Here is a 17,072-nt window from a genome sequence, read left to right on the forward strand (position 1 = left end):
GCCCGGCTTCGGTTGGCAAGTGTCGGAAAGATGAAAGTCGTTGAGCAAATAAATAAAAATATGTCATTGCGAGCGCGGCAATCGCACGGAAGCATATTCGCCCTGTATAGTATGCGATTGCTTCGTCGTTCCTCCTCGCAATGACATAGTTTTTGTCTTTCTAATACTTGTGGACCGAAGCCAGGCGGTAACTATTGAAATGTGACGTTGAATATGAACCTTTATGAAAAAAATGCAAATACCTTTAATCCTGATCACGGCTGCTACGGCCGCTTTCTTTGCCTGCGGCGGAAAAAAATCTGATGCCGGTCCCGGCGGCGATGGTGGCGGAACAAAACCACCAGTTGATACGCCTGTGGTTACCATACCGACCACACCATATAAATCGCTTAATTACCTGTATAAAATATCGGGTACCAAAACCGTAGCAGGCATCCACAATCGCGAGCCAAACGCTACACCCGCCGTGTGGACTGAGAAAGTTTACAGTGTAACCGGGAAGTACCCCGGCCTGTGGAGCGGTGATTTCCTGTTTCAGCAGGATAATATCAACGACAGGCAAACCATGATCAACGAAGCTATCGACCAGTGGAATAAAGGAGCGCTGGTTAACATTATGTGGCATTCCTGCAATCCGGCCCTTGCCGAGCCTTGTGGTTTTGATGCCAACGGCGTGCTCAGCAAACTTACTAACGACCAATGGACTGAACTTACTACAGATGGTTCTGTCATGAACAATAAATGGAAGGCTTTGGTTGATGAAGTATGCTTTTACCTGCAACAACTAAAAGATAAAAACGTGGAAGTGCTTTGGCGGCCCATGCACGAAATGAACCAGGGCAGCTTTTGGTGGGCAGGAAGGCCGGGCCCAACCGGTACCCGCAAACTATATCAGATGCTGCATGACTATATGGTAAAAACCAAAGGGCTCACCAACCTTATCTGGGTTTGGGATGTGCAGGATTTCGGGAGCCTTAACGATGATGTAAATGCCTACAATCCTGGTGCCGGTTATTTTGATGTGGCTGCGCTTGATGTTTATGATGGCAGCGGTTATACCCAGGCTAAATATAGCACCATGGTAACCGTTGCTGCCGGAAAGCCTATCGCCATTGGCGAATGTCAGAAACTGCCCACCGCGGCCCAGCTTACCGCCCAGCCTAAATGGACATTTTTTATGGGCTGGAGCGAACTGGAATTTAGCAACAACAGCGATACTGATATCAAAAACCTGCATACTGCGCCTAATGTGATCACTCTTGATAAGATGCCCGGTTGGAAATAAGACCACGTTATAAATGAAACTACATTATAAAATATTAGCCCCTTTGCTACTGTCTTTTGCTGGCCCCGCCCAGGCGCAGCAAATACAGTGTCATTTGCTAAATACTAAGGTTATTGAATTTGAAAAAACGGAGTGGGATATTAGCTTATCTGCTCCTTTTGTAAACCCTTATGATCAGCAGGATATCAGTGTTGATCTGGAAATGGTCAGCCCATCAGGAAGGCCGGTTGTGTTGCCATGCTATTTTGAAAAAGGAGACAGTACGCTGTCAAATTGGAAAGCACGCTTCGCCGCGCAGGAAACTGGTGAATACAGTTACCATTTTAACCTCAGAAGTAAGGCAGGCGAATCAAAATCAGATGAGGGGCATTTTAATGTGCAGGCATCTGCGAAGCCCGGCTTCCTACATAAAAATAATACCTGGACCTTTAAGTTTGACAATGGCAGGTTGTTTAGGGGAATAGGTGAAAACGTAGCCTGGGAATCACGAAAATTTGAAAACGATAAATGGACCTATGATCATTTGTTACCTACGCTTTCAAAAAACGGGGCTAACTTTTTCCGTACCTGGATGTGCTATTGGAACCTGCCGCTGGAGTGGAAAAAGGTTTCTTCAACCAAACGTTACCGCAATACCAATGAGTACTTTAACCCGGGTGCCGTTAAACGCATGGACGAACTGGTACAGATGACCGATTCTTTAGGCCTGTATTTTATGCTCACGCTGGATTGGCACGGACATTTGATAGAAGGCGGAGGCTGGAAAAACAGTCCTTATAATACTGTAAACGGTGGCCCGGCAAAAACTCCAACAGAGTTTTTCAGTCTTCAAAAAGCTAAGGAAAAGTATAAGAATAAGCTCCGGTATGTAATTGCGCGCTGGGGATATAGCACCAGTATTGCCGCGTTTGAGTTTTTTAATGAGGTTGATAATGCGGCATTCAATAAGGAGGATAGTATTTTAATCCCACATCAATACATCACCCAATGGCATGATGATATGAGCCGGTACCTGAAAGATGTTGACCCTTATCATCATATGGTTACAACAAGTATTTCGCACCGGGATATCCAGGGACTTAATTCATTAGCTTATCTTGATTTTAACCAGAAACATATCTATAAGCATACGGAAAAAATTCCGGCAATCTACCCTGGTTATATTCAAGCTTATGGTAAGCCCTATGTAGTTGGCGAGTTCGGATATCGTTGGGAGGATGCTGATCCTAAATACGCAAAAGAGGCAGATTTTGACTTTAAACGCGGCCTATGGTATGGTTTATTCAGCGAAACACCTTTACTACCTATGAGCTGGTGGTGGGAGTTGTTTGATGATGAGAAAATGGCCTATTATTTCAAAGGTGTGCGGGAGATAAGTGATGCCATGCTTAATGCAGGTAATGGCTCATTTGTACAAGTTCCGGTTACTGCCGGCAAGGCCGAAGCTTATGGGATGAAATGCGGTAATAAATATTTCATTTACCTGCTCAATAATACGGATCAGATAATTTCAACACAGGTGGTTATCCCGGCGACACTTAATAAGTTCTCAGTCCGGTCATTTTCGCCCGAAACAGTGAAATATAAAACAGAAGGCGGCGGCAGACCATCAGACAAAAATGTAACGATCAGCGCTTTGGGATTGCAATCAAGAGAAGCAAAAGTTTTAATTGTAAGCGATGATGGCAAATGACGTTTTCAGGGAAATAACGCCGCTTACCCCCGGCGATTGTTACCTGCTTTTCGATAGGAATAAAAAGCGGTTCGACTTTCCGGTGCACCGGCACCATGAAATGGAACTTAATCTGATCTTAAACGCTGGCGGCGCTAAACGCGTTGTTGGTAATTATTCGGCAGAAATAACTGATACTGAATTGGTATTGCTTGGGCCAAACCTCGAGCATGGCTGGCTAAACCACAATTGCAAAGGCGAAAATATCCGGGAGATAACCATACAGTTTCAGCACGATATTTTAAGCGGCGGAATGTTTGACCGGGAACAGATGCAAATGTTAAAAACTATGTTTAAAGCTTCGGCAAAGGGCATTGTTTTCGGAACGGAGATGATTAGTAAACTTGCTCCGATGATTTCGGCACTTTCGGATAAAAGCGGATTTGATTCGGTGATTGCCTTACTGAAAATTCTTCATGAACTTTCTTTATCGCCATATCAATGCCTGCTTGATCAGGATACTGAAGAAATAGCTGAGCCTGCATATAAGAACCCGGATGATGATTTTGTTGAAAAGGCTTTTTCATTCATGAATACTAATTATCAGCACTCAATCAGCCTAAATGAAACAGCCCAAGCTGCCAATGTACCCAATAAGCTTTTTAGCCGAATGTTAAAAAGAAGTACCGGATTGACCTTCAGAGATTGCCTCAACCAGATCAGGCTTGGGCAGGTATCACGGTTACTGATCGAAAATAACTATTCGATTGGAGAAATTGCCTACCGCTGCGGCTTCAGTAACCCGGCAAATTTTAACCGGGTCTTTAAGTTAAAGAAAAACTGCACCCCTAAGCAGTACCGAAATAAGTATAACGGAAACAGGGTAATAGTATATTGACTGGCCTTTTGATAGTGCCGTTGTAACAGGAAAGTGGCTTGGCATTTTTATATGCCACGCGTTAATGTTAAAATAGTATTACTCCAAAGCTTGGGTAATAGTTAAGTTTGTTTAACCAGTTATAGATAGTCGCCATTACCAAATCGGCGACGTTGATAATATGTTTTTCTTTTAAGCGGGTTGAATTGAAAGGTGTTTGCGCATGAAGAAACTTTACTCTTTTTTAGTGTTTTGGTGTTGTGTTTTATTTGCCCTACCGGGTAAGGGACAATATCTATATCAGCAGATTGATAATAGCAGCGGCCTCTCCAATAGCTGTATCAATACTATTTATCAGGACAGCGAACAGCTCATTTGGTTCGGTACCTGGGATGGCCTTAACTTTTACGATGGTAAAAATATTCATGTATTTAATTACGAGCGTACAAGGCCCGGTAAAAATTCAATAGCCAGTAATATCATCTATCAGGTAACCGGCGATAATAGCCGTAACATCTGGATAGGTACAGTTGAAGGCATATCCAAATTCAATAAAAGTACCGGCGATTTCAGCAATTATTTTTATAACCGTAAAAAGGTAGTATCAAACGGATACACCATTGCGGTTGATAATAATGGCCTTGTGTACACGGCCCGCCGCAATGGAAATGAAATAGACCAATACGATCAGCAATCAGATAAGTTCAGCAAAGTTGATATTAAAGGGCTTCATAACTTTTTATTGATAAAGATCTTTTTTGACGCTTATAATAACCTTTGGCTGCTAAAAGACGACGGCATCCTCGAGGTTTTCAATAAAACAGCTAATGGCTTTGTAAGGCAAGCTGCATTTCCTTCAGTCGATAATATCGACAATGTGTTTTTTGTCAACGGGAAAGTGTTCTACTCGTCCAAAAGCGGCGATCTATTCCGCGTTGAGGATAATCTTACTGCACAAAAAATAATGAAACTACCGCATGAGGTGCGTTCTATGAGTTATTACCGTCAGCATTATGTTTTCGCTTGGGCATCAAAAGGTATTGGTGAATATGATTCAGATTTTAAACCATCCTCTTTTTTATCTGCCGAAATACCGGTACTGCAAAATATCCGGATTACTTCACTACAGGATGCTGGCGCCAATTTATTGTGGATAGGTACCGATGGTAACGGTATCCTGAAAGTAACACCGAAGGAAAACTATTTTGGCATTATCCAAAAGCAAAGTAACGGGCAATCATTCCATATCCCTGTACGGGCTTTTTGTTCGGTTGATAATGAGCTGTGGGTAGGTACCAAGGGCAATGGCATTGTTACTATCAAAAATTTTGGTAAAAACGATGTTTCATTTTCCACGATCAAATCCTTTCATACCAATGTCGATCTTTTGGATAATTGCGTGTATTCTATTACCAAAGATAAAACCGGTATGGTTTACATCGGTTCTGATGCGCCGGGTATTACTTTGTACAACCAGCGTTTAAAGAGATTTATCAAGTGGGAAGAGATCGGGGGAAGTAAAAAATATGCCTCATTTGGCTCAGTGCATTGTGTGCTGCATGACCAAGACGGCTCGGCGTGGCTTGGCCTAAATGAAGGAGGATTGGTACACCTTAAATTAGAAATTGACAAGGCAGGACAGGTTTCACTCGGTTATCTTGAAAAATATATCTACGATGGTACCAACGCCGGTCCCGGTAGTTATGTAATTTATAGCCTTGCCGAAGGCGGCAACAACCGGATCTGGATAGGCTGCCGTTACGGTGGTTTGAGCATGTTTGATAAAGAGCTCAGGAAATTTAAGACCATAAAAGCATTTTCTTATGATAAAAGCCTGTCCAATAATGATGTGCTTTCACTTTACATGGATAGCCATAAAAAGCTGTGGATAGGTACCAGCTTTGGTTTAAACTGGGTTGATGAAGGGTTTGTAGCCGCACAGGCAAAACCTGTGTTTAACAAATTATACGTTGATGATGGGCTCCCTAACAACACCGTTCATGCCATTAATGAAGATAATGCAGGTAATATCTGGATCAGTACCAATAAAGGGCTGGCAAGAATAAATCCTCAAAGCCTGAAGATCGTTCAATTCAAAGAATCTGACGGGTTACAAAGCGATGAGTTTAGTGATAATGCTGTTTGGAAGGATCCAGCCGGGATGTTATTTTTCGGGGGGATCTATGGGTTTAACTACTTTTCGCCGGAAAATATTGCCATCAATAACGAGCAGCCACACCTGTTACTTTCCGAGTTACAATTTGCAGGCAAATTTGCTACCGAACGCGGCCTGAACGTGCTTACTAAAAATGGTTCGGCAATGAACCAGCATTATGAACTGGCACCCCAGGATAATTATTTTGAACTCAATATCCAACCTATAACCTATCTGCACCCGCAAAAATGTCAATATGCCTATTACCTTGAAGGCAGCGATAAGGAATGGCATTACATGGGGAATAATGAAAAGATCATTTATAATAACATTTCGGCAGGGAGCTACACGCTATTGATCAAATGGACAAACGGCGAGGGCATCTGGACGGAAGGGATCCCTGCTTTTAGCATCACGGTTAAACAATATTTTTGGCTTACAGGATGGGCATATCTGTTATATGCGCTTGTGCTCATTGGTTCGGGCTACCTGTATTTCAGGTACCGTAAAAATAAATTCATGATGACGCAGCAACTCCACATGGAACATATGCTGCATCAAAAAGATGAAAAATTGCACCAGGAGCAGCTCAACTTTTTTACTAATATAGCCCATGAACTACAAACGCCGCTAACGCTTATTTTGGGATCGCTTGAAAGGTACTTGTATAAAAGTAAGCAGGGTGAACCGATACAGGATAACTACTTTTTATCGGTGGTAAAACAGGAAGCATCGCGATTACATTACCTGGTGTTGCAATTGCTGGAGTTTCGCAAGGCTGAATCCGGATTCTTGAAGAATCATTTTTCGTACCTCAATGTATCAGGTTTGCTTACCAATATTGCCAAATTGTTCGAGCCGCTTTCCGAACCTAAAAAGCTTGATTTTTCATGCTATATAGAGCCTGATATCAATTTGTGGATTGATAAAGATAAGCTGGAGAAAATTATTTTCAACCTGCTGTCGAATGCGTTTAAGCATACCGGAGATGGTCAGTCGGTGATATTTTCTGTAAACAGGCTTCCCGGATCCGAGCAACTGGAAATGGTGGTAGCCAATTCCGGATGTACTTTAACCGGAGATGAAATGCAGCGCCTTTTCGACAGGTTTTTTGTGGCTGATGGAAGTCAGCAAAGCAAGATCAGCTCGGGAGTAGGGCTGGCCTTCACCAGGCAGTTGGTTGCATTGCTTAACGGCACTATCAACGCTCAATGCGATAATGGGTGGATAGCTTTTAAAGTGCATTTGCCTTTAAGCTTTGTACCCGGTAAGCATGAACTGGTAACCGAGGCCGCAGATAGGGTTGAAAAGCCATCGTACATATTTCAGTCTATAACACCCGGGCAGATGGAGGGCAGGGAGGTTACCGTAGCCGAAAATAATAAGAAGGCGCTTGTGAAAAGCTTTGAGCAGGAGGAAAAAAAAATGATCCTGGTGGTTGAGGATGAGCAGCGTATCCGTTACCTGCTTAAGGATATTTTGCAGGAGCAATATATTGTATATGAAGCTGCAACCGGCAAAGAAGCGCTCGGTGTGATCAAACGTATTACGCCTGATCTGATCATCAGCGATATCATGATGCCCGATTTTGATGGCTTGCAACTTTGCAGTGTAATTAAAAGCACGCCCGAATCCTGCCATATCCCATTCGTGATCCTCTCGGCAAGGGGGACTGTCGAGCAACAGACCGAAGGTTATGAATTGGGTGCCAACGCCTATATCCCCAAACCTTTCCAAACAGAGCATTTGCTGGTGCGGGTTCAAAAACTGCTTGAATACAGGGAGAAACTGCACCTGTTTTTTAACAACAGTAAACTTGCCGACCAGCTGGATGTTAATGATATTAAGGACAGCGATAAGTATTTTATAGAGAAAGTTGTTGGCGTAATAGAAGATAACCTTATTGAAGACCTTGACGGGGCCTTCCTGGAAAATGCATTAAACCTGAGTAAGATCCAGCTGTACAGGAAAATTAAAACGCTCTCCAACATGAGTCCTACGGAGTTGATCAGGCACGTGAGGCTGCAAAAAAGTGCCGTACTGCTCACAACTTCCGACCTCACGGTATCTGAGATCTTTTATCGCACAGGCTTTAATAATAAAACCTATTTTTTCAGGGAGTTTAAGCGGGTTTACAATTGTTCGCCAAATGCCTATCGGGCCAAACATAGATTACCCGATTTAAATTAGTTGCAGATAGTGGTAGCTTATTGAATATCTTATGTTAAGTGCCGCCACCCACTACATCTTTAACCCAACGCGATTTGTCCCTCCATACCTATCTCGTTTCATTTTTATTTCAAAAATAGGAATGGGATGGCCTGTTTTCTTTTTATTAGTGTTATAAGAACAATTAATTCATTATTCAATTTAAATTATTGTTATATTGCCGCCGTTATAACCTAAAATGATTTTGTCCTTTAGTAGTATTGTATACTTAGGATATATAAACGTAAACAGGAATCTGAATTAATTAATTTTATCGCATTTAATTAAATGTAATTTGAACGCTTATCATGCTGCGTGCGTTCAATACCGGTAAAGATGATTTATCTTAAATGAAAAAGCTTTATGATCATACAGATGTTCAATTAACCGAGCTCTTCGGGCTTGGAGATATTGATGCGTTTGAAGAGATCTATAATAGGTATTGGCTCAAGCTTTACTCGGCCGCATACAAGCGCGTTAAGGAAAGGGAAACCGCACAGGAAATTGTACAGGAATTTTTTACCAGCTTTTGGATCAACAGGGAGCATGTGAAAATTCAGACATCGTTACAGGGCTATCTTTTTACATCCATCAAATATCTTGTGTTAAACTATAAGAGGGCCGAGGCCGTAAGAAACTCTTATGCCGAGATCTTGCAGATGGTGAACAGCAGCTTTGATAATTCAACAGAAGAAAATTACTATTACAAAGAATTATTGGAACGGGTTGAGGTTGAGGTAAACCATTTACCACCAAAATGCCGCAATGTATTTGAGCTAAGCCGCAAGCAATATAAAACCAATAAAGAAATAGCCCAGTTGATGGGTATTTCTGAAAAAACCGTCGAAAATCATCTTACCAAGGCATTAAGATACCTAAGGGTAAACCTTAACAGTGTATTGCTGCTGGCCGTCCTCTATCTGCGGAAATAATTTCGGCAGGATACTTCATCAAATCCCATAAGTTTTACCGCGCTCTTCAAATTAATCCGTACCGGATTATATTATTTTTTGATTTTTTTAAAATCGGAGTAGGGGCTGGGCTTTGCTGAGGTTACATCTTATTATAAACCATAAATAACCCTTGCCTAAAACAAGCGCTTAATGAAGAAGAATTTACCTGCCGATCTGTTGGAGAAATATTTTGACGGAACCTGCAACGAGCAGGAAATAGCCACTATCAATTCATGGTACGCCTCGTTTCAGCATGCTCCTGATGATGTATCGGGCTTACCCGAAAAAGAACAGCAATTGTTTAAAGCCCTGATGTGGGAAAACATCAAACTCAATATTAATATCGCTGAAAATGAAAATGTAGTTTCATTACGGCCGAAAAGATCTTACCTGAGATCAGCAATTTATTGGTTATCGGGAGTGGCTGCCGTACTGATAGCGGTGTTTTTTGTTCGGCTTAAAACCTCCCCGGTAGGGATTGCTCCGAAAATAGTTAGTGATCAGCAACAGGTATTTACCAACACAACCGGGGCTATAAAGCAAATTACATTATCCGACGGCAGCAGGGTATGGGTAAGCCCCAATTCAACCTTAACCTATTTAAAGGCTTTTGAAAAGCAAAGCCGTAAGGTATCCCTAAGCGGTGAAGCGTTTTTTGAGGTTACTAAAGATCATAAACGTCCCTTCTCTATCTATACCGGTAACGTGATTACAAAAGTATGGGGCACCAGTTTCCGGATCAGGGCTTATGCGGCTGATAAAACCACCAGGGTTGATGTTGTTACCGGTAAAGTTTCGGTAACGGTTGCAGGGAAGGGTGCTGCTCAGGTAAATGATACCAAAGCCATTATCGCTGATTCGGGCAACGGTGTAATGCTGTTACCTAACCAGGAAGCTGTTTACGATAAGCCTACCGATAACCTGAAAAAGAATATGGAGATCAAGGATCTTTCGATAGGTATGTGGAAAAAAACAAGCTTGTCTTTTAATAATACACCTTTAAGAGATGTATTCAGGGTGCTAAACAAAAGCTTTAATGTCAATATCAGCTCGGCCGATGAAAGTATCAACACCGATAACCTGAAAGCCGATTTTACTAATGAAAACCTGCCAACTATATTGGAGATCCTGAAAAAAACGCTGAATGTAACTTACCGGGTTAACGGTAATCAGTTTGTATTGGAGAGTACTAAATAACCAATTATATAAAAGAAAGATAAACCCCTAAGTAAACCTATATGGAGAAAAGAACTGATACGTAACCCCCTCAAATTTTCCTGGAAAAGGAAATAGGAGTGCTGGAGACACTCCTATAAACTTTTAACCCCCGGTGTGCAACGCCTTTTACAAGGTGATCCGGGAATCTTTTGTCTCAATTTTTTCAAAAAGAAACACTTAAATGTATGAAGATTTATTTACAAAACCACTTTGACTGGTGTAAAATTATGAGAATCACTTTTAGTCAAATTATAATACTGCTCGTTTTTACAGGCGTTTCCCTGGCTAATCCCAGCAAGGGGCAGGACCTGCTTGACAGGCGTGTTGATTATAATATTCAAAATGCAAGCCTCATTAAAGCAATCCAACAGCTGGAAAAAGCCACCAGCCTCAAGTTTGTTTATCATATGAACCTGGTTGAAAAAGAACAGGGCCTTTCAATGGATGCCAAACAGGAAAAGCTGGGCGAGGTGCTTGATAAACTACTCACGCCAAGAGGAATCACTTTTGATATCATAGGCGATCAGATAGTTTTAGGCAAGGCAAATTCGGTAATTAAGCAAGATAATGCCGATGATAAGGACAATGCATCACTGGCGGTGGTAAAAACCATCACAGGTAAAGTAACTGACGACCATGACCAGCCTTTGCCCGGTGTTACTGTAGCGCTTAAAGGCACTACTATGGGTGCGCAAACTGATGCAAACGGACGATATAGCCTGAATATTCCCGATTCGGAAACTGAGCGGGCTATCCTGTTATTCTCTTTTATCGGTTTTACATCACAGGAAATTCCGGCGGGTGGCCGTACAGTGATCAATGTACAGTTAAAAGCTACACCAAGTTCATTGAATGAGGTTATTGTAATAGGTTACGGCAGCCAGCGTAAAGGTGATGTAACCAGCTCAGTAGCTACAGTTAAAGCCGAAAACTTTGTAAAAGGTCCGGTATTAGATGCCGGTCAGCTTTTGCAGGGTAAAGTTGCCGGTTTATCGGTATCAGCCCCAAGTGGTGATCCTACATCGGGTTCACAGATCTTGTTAAGGGGGAACACTACGCTGTTGGGCGCAAATACAGATCCGCTGGTTTTGGTTGATGGCGTACCCGGAAGTTTGAAAACAGTAGTACCGGAAGATATTGAAACTATCGACGTACTAAAAGATGGTTCAGCTGCAGCTATTTATGGGGTGCGCGGTACCAATGGCGTTATTATTATTACTACTAAAAGGGCCAGCAGCAATTTTACCAATGCCGTCGATTACAGCGGATATGTAAGCACCCAAACACTTGCTCGCGAACCCAAACTGCTAACCGCGGCCGATTACCGCGAGCAGATTGCGGCAGGTACAAGGCTTAAAGATTATGACCAGGGCAGTTCAACCGACTGGCTTAAGGCAATTTCCAATAACCTGCCAATAACTACAGTACACAATATTACGTTCAGAGGTGGTAACAGCAAAACCAATTACCTGGCCTCTGCCAACTACCGCTCGTTAAACGGTATCTTCCAAAAATCTGATAATACTACGTTTTCGGGCAGGGTTGATATTAATCATTACATGTTTGATGACAAGGTGAAGATCAACTTTGGCTTGTTACAGCAAAACAACAGCTTTACGCAAACACAGGATGGGGGCACTTTTAATGGCTATACCTATCGCCAGGCTATATTGCAAAACCCTACCTCGCCAATTAAAAATGCCGACGGCACTTATTTTGAGCAGCCAGGCATTTTTAACTATCAAAACCCAGTATCCATGCTGTACAACAGTGATGGCCGTACTTCAAACACTACAGCCAAATACAACTCAACCATAACCTATACGCCAATAACAGGGCTTAAATTATCGGCATTAGGTTCGTATACCAGGTTTAACCAAACTGCCGGCTATTCTGAAAACAAGCAAAATATTTCTACCATCCGCGACCATTTAAATGGCTACGCAGCGGTAGGTTCACTGCAATCAATTGACCGGTTGCTGGAATTAACAGCCGAATTTAAAAAGACCATAGGCAGTCATAGCTTTTCTGTTTTGGGTGGATACAGCTACCAGGATAATGACTCATTTTCGTTTTTTGAACAAAACCATGATTTTCCAACCGATATTTTCGGCTATAAAAATATAGGTTTGGGCCGCGCTGCCGCAAAAGGTTTAGGCGTTGAAAGCAGCACAGGGTCGCAAACAAACCTCATCAGCTTTTTTGGAAGGGCAACTTATAATTATAAGGACAGGTATCTGCTTTTAGCCAGCGTTAGGCACGAAACCGCCAGCCAGTTATACGGTGCCAAAGAACCATGGGGTACTTTCCCTGCCGTACAGGTTGGCTGGAGGTTAACTAAAGAACCTTTCATGCAGGGGCAGCACATATTTGATGACCTTAAATTCAGGGCCGGCTATGGTGTTACCGGTAACCAGCCAGGTCAGGGATTTTTGGGCGTAGGGCTTTTATATTATGGCAATTACGTGCTATCAAACGGGCAATGGATCCAAACCCTCGGGCCGTATCAAAACCCCAATCCTTATTTGAAATGGGAGGAAAAGCATGAAGCCGATCTGGGTTTAGACTTTAGCTTGTTAAAAGGCCTGGTTACAGGTACGGTTGACCTTTATGATCGTAAGATCAAGGGTTTACTATATGATTACGCGGTGCCAAGCCCTCCAAATTTGTTTAGCTCAACAAAAGCTAACGTGGGTACCATGCAAAATAGAGGTATCGAGGTGTTGCTGAACATTACCCCTGTACGCACAGCTAATTTTCAGTGGACTACCAGCTTCAATTTTTCAACTAATACAAATAAGCTGATCAGCTTATCAAATGACCTGTATAAAGCAACCAGTGATTACTTTACCACCGGTGACACAGGCGAGCCTATTCAAACCTTTACCAATATAGTAAGGGTTGGAAAAAATATCGGCGATTTTTATGGCTTCAAAGTAACCGGCGTTTCTAAGGATGGCCAGTGGATTTACGAAGATGCTAACGGCAAATCGGTGCCGTACAGCCAGTTTACACATAGATTTGAAGATAAAAAAGTGTTAGGTAATGGATTGCCTAAATATTACGCCGGCTGGAACAATAATATCAGGTACAAAGACTGGGATTTCAGCGTCACTATGCGCGGGGCTTTTGGCTACCAGATCCTGAACTTTCAGCGTATGTATTATGAAAACACATCTATTCAGTATTACAACCGCTTAAAATCGGCAAAAGATAAGGTTTTTGGTACGGCAGTACTTAACAACAATATGCCGCTTGAGTTTAATAGTTATTATATCGAAAACGGTGATTTCTGGAAAATTGATAACATAAACCTTGGTTATACCTTTAATAGCCTTAAATCTAAGTATATCCACTCCCCGCGCATTTATGTGTCAACGTTAAACACATTTGTAATAACGGGTTATAAAGGCGTTGATCCGGAGGTTAACAGGAGCGGACTTGCGCCTGGTAATGATAACCGCGACAAGTATCCAACTACAAGGACATTTACTATAGGAGCAAGCGCAAGCTTTTAATCATTAACATCATGAAAAAGATATATTATATACTATGCTGCCTGGTCATTATTACTGTAATAACTTTTACAATATCATGTACCAAGTTAAAGGATGAGAATTACAAAACCATTATATCAAGCAAGTTTACACCGGGTGCCGATGACCTGTCGGCTTTATTAGGTGCTGCCTATACGTATTGGCGGCCGCTTGAACTTGGCCGTAGCGCCAACTCTGTTTTCCGTACCAATGAAATCTCGGCCGATGAGCTGGTGATCCCTTCACGCCCTAATGGCTGGGTTGATGGCGGCATTTACCGTCGTGTGCATGAGCACAAATGGACGTCTGACGAGGCTAACAGTTACGAGATATGGAATAATGCTTACGCTGGTATTACAACCTGTAACCGGGTAATATACCAGATAGAGAATGGGCTTATCCCCGTTACCACCGGAAAAGAAGCAGCTCTTGCTGAATTAAAAGTGCTGCGCGCATCTTTTTACTATCCACTTTGCGATTTTTTTGGTAACGTGCCTATCATTTCCAAATTTGATGTGCCGGAAGGGTTTTTACCAACGCAGAGCACCCGCAAGGACGTTTATGATTTTATGATATCTGAAATCAATACCAATTTGCCCTTGTTAAGTGCGGCTAATGATGTATCGACCTACGGTAAATTTAACCAGTGGGCAGCACATGCCTTGTTGGCTAAAATATATTTAAATGCGGGTGTTTACACCGGTACGCCCGCCTGGGATAAGTGTATTACGGAGTGTAACAGCATCATAAACTCAGGAAAAGGTTTCGCACTCGAAGGAAGCCAGGTTTCGGTTTTTGTTACCGATAATGAAAATTCAAAAGAGATCATTTTTGCTATCCCGTTTGATGAAAAGTACACTGCCGACGGAGCAAATGCTTTTGCTCTGCACATGGAAAGTCTTGAGCCCGAAAATCAGGCAACTTATAATTTTCAGTATTCACCATGGGGAGGCATCTGTGCCATACCGCAGTTCATCAATACGTTTGATCCTGATGACAGCCGCCTGAAAAATAACTGGATCCAGGGACAGCAGTATACCTTGGCCGGTTTGCCTATAAATGGATCCTTAGGTGCCTATACCAATAAACCGCTTAATTACATCAACGTAGTGCCAGGTGTTGATTCAACCGAGGAAGTACACGGTTTCCGCTTAGGCAAATTTGAATACAAGCAAGGCGCATTATTGGGTTTAAGTAATGATTTTCCATTATTCCGTTATGCCGATGTGTTGATGATGAAAGCTGAATGCTTGCTTCGTACCGGTGATGCTAATGGCGCGGCTGCATTGGTTACCCAGGTTAGGCAGCGCGATTTTACGACAAATCCAGCCAAAGCAACCGTAACAGGAGCTCAACTTCAGGGGGGCAGCGTGTATGATTATGGCTTGAGAAACCACATCAATACCTCGCATGAGGGTGGTACTGATATCCAGTACGGTAGGTTTTTGGATGAGCTCGGCTGGGAATTTAATACCGAAGGTCGTCGCAGGCAGGATATGATCCGCTTTGGGGTGTTCACCAAAAAATCGTGGCTTTCGCACTCGCCCAATGGCGATTACCGGGCCCTGTTGCCGCTGCCAAGGCAGGAAGTTGTTAAAAACCCTAACTTAAAGCAAAATACAGGCTACTAATAAAATTAAACTGAAGCACAGGATGATCTACAGACCACCTGTGCTTCCTGAACTAATATATCATCAGGATGAAAAAATTACTCATTGCATTATCGTTTTATTGCGGCGCTGCTTACGCGCAAACTAAAGACTACCCCATTAAACCGGTATCATTTACCGATGTAAAGCTTACTGATAAGTTTTGGACATCGCGTATTGAAACCAACCGTACGGTTACTATCCCTGCTTCATTTGCCCGCTGCGAAAATACCGGGAGGGTCAAAAATTTTGAAATGGCAGCAGCCCGCAGTGGTAAGTTTTGCACTAAGTTTCCTTTTGATGATACTGATATTTATAAAACCATTGAAGGGGCAGCTTACTCCATGGCCGTTCATCCGGATGCAAAGCTGGATGCCTATGTTGATTCGTTGATAACGATAGTTGGCAAGGCTCAGGAGTCAGACGGTTACCTTTATACTGCCCGTACTATTGATCCCCTGCACCCGCATCCATGGTCGGGCCCGGAGCGCTGGGTAAAGGAGAACGAATTAAGCCACGAGTTGTATAACTCCGGCCACATGTTCGAGGCGGCCGCAGCACATTACCTCGCTACCAACAAACGAAACTTTTTAGATATCGCCCTTAAAAATGCCGACCTGCTGGTTAAAACCTTTGGACCGGGTAAAAGACATGTTGCACCGGGACATGAAATTGTAGAGATGGGTTTGGTACGCCTGTACCGTATCACCGGTAAAAAAGAATACCTTGATCTGGCTAAGTTTTTTATTGACGAAAGAGGCCACCGCACCTATGATAAAACCAGCATCGACGAATGGAAGAACGGTATGTACTGGCAGGATAACGAACCTGTTATAGCCCAGGACGATGCCGAAGGTCATGCCGTAAGGGCAATGTACCTGTACTCGGGCATGGCTGATGTTGCTGCCTTAACCGGCGACAAAGAATACATTACTGCTATTGATAAGATCTGGAATAACATGGTTGGTAAAAAGATCTACGTACAGGGTGGCATTGGTGCCGTTCCCGGCGGCGAACGTTTTGGTGCCGATTATGAACTGCCAAATACTACTGCCTACAACGAAACATGCGCTGCCATAGGCGATGTTTTCTGGAACCAAAGGATGTTTCTGCTGCACGGCGAATCAAAATATATTGATGTACTGGAAAAAGTTTTATACAACGGTTTAATTTCGGGTGTTGGACTGGATGGCAAAACATTTTTCTACACCAATGCCATGCAGGTAACCAATGGGGTTACTCACCATGAGCTTGAGCCCGAGCGTTCTGGCTGGTTTGAATGTTCATGTTGCCCAACTAATATGGCGCGTTTCCTGCCATCGTTATCAGGTTATATGTATGCCCAAAAGGGTAATAGTGTATTTGTGAACCTGTTTATCGCGGGTACCGCTAATATTGAGGTTGGTGGTAAAAAGGTGAGTATTGTGCAAAGCAATAACTACCCATGGAACGGTGCACTGTCATTCGCTGTAACTCCCGAAGCGCCTACCAATTTTGCTATGCGCATCCGGATCCCGGG

9 protein-coding genes are annotated in these 17,072 nt (G+C 42.8%); all 9 read left to right on the forward strand.

The window, feature by feature from the left end; translation table 11 throughout:
* The first annotated feature begins 232 nt into the window (after positions 1-232).
* Positions 233-1,285, forward strand: coding sequence for a glycoside hydrolase family 26 protein (locus tag VF500_RS11405; protein WP_330859785.1), 1,053 nt, complete (start codon positions 233-235; stop codon positions 1,283-1,285).
* Between the two features lie 13 nt (positions 1,286-1,298).
* The gene (locus VF500_RS11410; protein ID WP_330859786.1) at positions 1,299-2,978 is read left to right on the forward strand and encodes a DUF5060 domain-containing protein; all 1,680 of its coding nucleotides are present in this window, start codon (positions 1,299-1,301) and stop codon (positions 2,976-2,978) included.
* Positions 2,965-3,855, forward strand: coding sequence for an AraC family transcriptional regulator (locus VF500_RS11415; RefSeq protein WP_330859787.1), 891 nt, complete (start codon positions 2,965-2,967; stop codon positions 3,853-3,855). The genes VF500_RS11410 and VF500_RS11415 overlap by 14 nt, the downstream gene beginning before the upstream one ends.
* A gap of 202 nt (positions 3,856-4,057) precedes the next feature.
* Positions 4,058-8,179: a hybrid sensor histidine kinase/response regulator transcription factor gene (locus VF500_RS11420; RefSeq protein ID WP_330859788.1), complete on the forward strand. Its 4,122-nt coding sequence runs from the start codon at positions 4,058-4,060 to the stop codon at positions 8,177-8,179.
* Between the two features lie 368 nt (positions 8,180-8,547).
* Entirely contained in the window at positions 8,548-9,129 is a 582-nt protein-coding gene (locus tag VF500_RS11425; RefSeq protein ID WP_330859789.1) for an RNA polymerase sigma-70 factor, read from the forward strand.
* A 171-nt stretch (positions 9,130-9,300) separates the two neighbouring features.
* Positions 9,301-10,347 (forward strand): FecR family protein, encoded by a 1,047-nt coding sequence (locus VF500_RS11430; RefSeq protein ID WP_330859790.1) that lies wholly within the window; start codon positions 9,301-9,303, stop codon positions 10,345-10,347.
* Between the two features lie 248 nt (positions 10,348-10,595).
* A complete protein-coding gene (locus VF500_RS11435) occupies positions 10,596-13,886 on the forward strand; it encodes a SusC/RagA family TonB-linked outer membrane protein (RefSeq protein ID WP_330859791.1) in 3,291 nt (1,096 codons plus the stop codon).
* A gap of 11 nt (positions 13,887-13,897) precedes the next feature.
* On the forward strand, positions 13,898-15,535 hold the full coding sequence (locus tag VF500_RS11440; RefSeq protein WP_330859792.1) for a RagB/SusD family nutrient uptake outer membrane protein: 1,638 nt from the start codon (positions 13,898-13,900) through the stop codon (positions 15,533-15,535).
* 68 nt (positions 15,536-15,603) lie between these two features.
* Positions 15,604-17,072, forward strand: a 1,469-nt coding sequence (locus tag VF500_RS11445) for a glycoside hydrolase family 127 protein (RefSeq protein WP_330859793.1), incomplete at its 3' end; no start/stop codon positions are given.

The organism is Mucilaginibacter sp. (genome assembly GCF_036383575.1).
Classification (GTDB): Bacteria; Bacteroidota; Bacteroidia; order Sphingobacteriales; family Sphingobacteriaceae; genus Mucilaginibacter.